This window comes from uncultured Rothia sp. (assembly GCF_937976295.1).
In the GTDB taxonomy this organism is placed as follows: domain Bacteria; phylum Actinomycetota; class Actinomycetes; order Actinomycetales; family Micrococcaceae; genus Rothia.
This window is the reverse complement of the sequence record NZ_CALJRY010000107.1, coordinates 1-3401: the sequence shown is the minus strand read 5'-3', so window position 1 is coordinate 3401 and position 3401 is coordinate 1. Positions and strand designations below refer to the sequence as shown.

Here is a 3401-nt window from a genome sequence, read left to right as displayed (position 1 = left end):
CGTACGGCGACCTCGGTTTTGCCGAAGCCCACATCGCCGGAGATGAGGCGGTCCATGGGGATTTCTTTCTCCATGTCTTCCTTCACCTCATGAATGGCGGTGAGCTGGTCGGGAGTCTCGTTGTAGGGGAATGACTCTTCCAGCTCTCGCTGCCAGGGGGTGTCGGGCGCGAAGGCGTGACCGCGCGATGCCTGGCGTGCCGAGTAGAGTTTCACCAGGTCGGCGGCGATTTCCTTGACTGCCTTGCGAGCGCGGGACTTGGTCTTAGCCCAGTCGCTACCGCCCATCTTGGACAGGCTCGGGTTCTCGCCACCCACGTAGTTGGAGATGAGGTCCAGCTGGTCGGAGGGCACGAAGAGGCGGTCGGGTGCGCCACCGCGCTTGGCGGGGGCGTACTCGATGACCAGGTATTCCTTCATGGGCTGCACGCCGTTGACCGGGGAGGCGCCAGCCACCGGGCGGGAGGTCATCTCGACGAACCTGCCGATGCCGTGGCGTTCGTGCACCACGTAGTCGCCGGGGTTTAGCGCGAGCGGGTCGGCGGCGTTGCGGCGGCGGCGCGTCTTGAATTTCTGTCCGGCGGCACCTCGGGGTGCGTAGGTTCCGCGGCGGCCGAGCAGTTCGGCTTCGGTGAAGACGGCGAGCTTCGCCTCCTCAATCAGGAAGCCTGCGGAGGCGGGCGCCTCGCACACCTCAACGATGCCGTGTTCGATGTCGCCGGCGGGGTCCGCTTCGAGGCTGGTTCGGCGGGCGGCGGGTACGGCGGGTGCCCCTTCACCGGAGTGGAAGAGGTCGATGAGGCGGTCGGTGGAGCCGCGGCCGTTGGTGAGGGCGAGGACGGTCCACTGCTTCTGAATGAGGTCGCCGACCTGGCTGAGCATGCGTTCTACGGAGCCGTTGAACGCGGTTGCGGGGGTGGCGTTAACGGTGTAGGTGTCGATTCCGTCTTCGATGGCGTCGGCGATGCTCTGGTTTTCGAGCGCGCCTGGGTTTTCGAGCACACCTGCGGCGGCGTCTTCGAGTAGGTCTGCGTCGGTGACGAGTTCGGTGATTTCCCACCAGCTGAGCTTGGCTTCGAGTGCTTGTGCGGTGGTTTGGTCGATGGTGCGGAATCCGCTGTCGCTCATGCGTAGCTGGCCGAGGTCGATGGGTGCTACTGCGTCGGCTTCTGCGGAGGTGTCCCATGCGGCGGCGAGGAATTCTTCGTTGGTGGCGACGAGGTCTTCGGCGCGGGCGCGCACGCGTTCGGGTTCGACGTTAATGATCATGGACCCTGCCGGCAGCAGCTCGGTGAGGGTGTTCATGGAGTCAATGAGCAGCGGGGTGAGCGATTCCATACCTTCGACGTAGATTCCGCCGGCAATCTTTTCGAGCATGGTTGCCGCTGCCGGGTAGTCGGCTTTCAAGCGTGCGGCGCGGCTCATGACCTCGGGGGTGATGAGCAGTTCGCGGCAGGGCAGCAGGGTGAGTTCGGTGAGCTCTTCTCCCCCGCTGAGGGTGCGCTGGTCGGCGACGGAGAAGTGGCGCATTTCGTCGAGTTCGTCGCCGAAGAATTCGAGGCGTACGGGGGTGGTTGCGGTGGGCGGGAAGACGTCGATGATGCCGCCGCGTACGGCGTATTCGCCGCGCTTAGCGACGAGGTCTACGCGGGAGTATGCGGCGTCGTTGAGGCCTCGTACTACGTCTTTGAAGGGGTATTCTTCGCCGCGAACCAGGTGTACAGGCTCCAGTTTTTCGATACCGGTGACGATGGGCTGGATGACGGCGCGTACGGGTGCGATGACGACTTGGGGGCGTTTGGTGGCTTCCCCGGTCATGGCGCGCAGTACCTGCAGGCGGCGGCCTACGGTGTCGGAGCGCGGTGAGAGGCGTTCGTGGGGCAGGGTTTCCCAGGCGGGGAAGAGCGCAATGTCGGCGGCGGGTAGGTAGGCGCGCAGGGCTGCGGCGAGGTCTTCTGCTTGGCGGTCGGTGGGGGCGATGATGAGGCTGAGCGCTTCGGGGGTGGTTGCGCGTACGGCGGCGGAGATGTCTGCGATGAGTGCGGCGTGGGTTCCGGCGACAGCGCCAATGAGGGTGCGTGCGCTACGTTCAGCGGGTTTCGTGGAGGCGGCGGTGCGGATCGCGGCCCAGCTGCTGAGTTGGTTGAGGGTGTCCAGGAGGGGGCGCAGGGGTGCTTCGAGGGGCTGTGCGGTAGCTTTTCGGGTGGTGCTCACGGGTTCTCCTGAATCTGCGGTCCTCGGGGTTGGCGGGTTCGCCGGTTGTGGCGAGTATGCCGGTAATGCGTGCCGGGTTGGGTACCTGAGTGGGGTTGGTTACCTGGGCGTTTGGCACCCGAGTGTTTTGCCTTTATTTCACGGTACTTTTGTGTGTTTTGGGGTGTTTTATGCGGCTTTTCCATTGTAGGACGTGTCTGCTTTTTCTGGCATTTTTCTCTGGTGTTCTTCTGTGATGGAATACATTCCTTTTTGCACTCGGTTGTCGCTTTCGTGGGTGATATTTGAGTATGGTTTTCTTCCGTGTCTTTTCCTGTGCCACAACGCTCATTGCGTGGGGCGCAAATCACACATTCATAGGCATCTTTGCACTTTGTGCATCATTATTTTCACAGCTTAATCCTGTACCCTAATCATTAACACTTACAGAAAAACCACACAGTATATCCCCTTCCGGATTCTGATTACCTCTTCCAACCAACCTCAGGTTTTCAGTATTTATTGCGGTTTTTCTAGTGCACTAAATTCACCGTATCTTTCGATGTTTCTTCCGGAACGTCGCATCAGAAAGACGCAAATGACAACCACATACACGAACAAACCCGCCGAAAAGCGCCGTGCCCGTTCATGGTCTGCTAAGAAGTGGGCCGCTTTCGCACTCGCTTTTGGTACCGCTTTCACCGCGGCACCGCTTACTCCTACTACTCCCGCCTCGGCTGCGACCGGAACCCATGATGGTTCCAGCAGCGATAAGGCGGCTGCTTCCTGTTACGAGGTCAAGCAGGTTAATCCTTCTGCCTCTTCTGGCACTTACTGGCTGTACACCCCGCAGATGAGCGGCCCGGCACAGTTCTACTGCGATCAGGAAACTGACGGCGGCGGCTGGGTCATGATTGCTCGCGGTCGTGAGGGGTGGACCGAGTCCTACAATGGCACCGGCGACCCGAATCAGCTGCATCAGAATCCCACCGGTCCTGCCGCTTTTACTCCGGTCCAGCTCCCCGCAAACACTGTCGATGCGCTACTGAACGGCATTAAGCCTCAGGATCTTCCCGACGGCATGCGCCTGCACCGCGCCCACAATGCGAGGGGCACCCAGTGGCAGAACGTTTATGTTCAGCGTCCTCAGACTGAGCAGTGGACCTGGGCGATGAGCTACGGTCAGCGTTGGGGCACCGTGAAGTTCAC

Annotated in this window: 2 protein-coding genes; one reads left to right on the top strand and one right to left on the bottom strand. The window is 61.3% G+C overall.

What is annotated here, in order from left to right; all coding sequences use genetic code 11:
* A partial coding sequence (locus tag Q0216_RS02775) for a CarD family transcriptional regulator (RefSeq protein WP_298592749.1) occupies positions 1-2213 on the bottom strand: 2213 nt, incomplete at its 3' end.
* A gap of 577 nt (positions 2214-2790) precedes the next feature.
* Between Q0216_RS02775 and Q0216_RS02770 the strand changes: the two genes are divergently transcribed.
* Positions 2791-3401 (top strand): fibrinogen-like YCDxxxxGGGW domain-containing protein (locus Q0216_RS02770; RefSeq protein ID WP_298592747.1); only part of this gene is annotated, 611 nt, incomplete at its 3' end.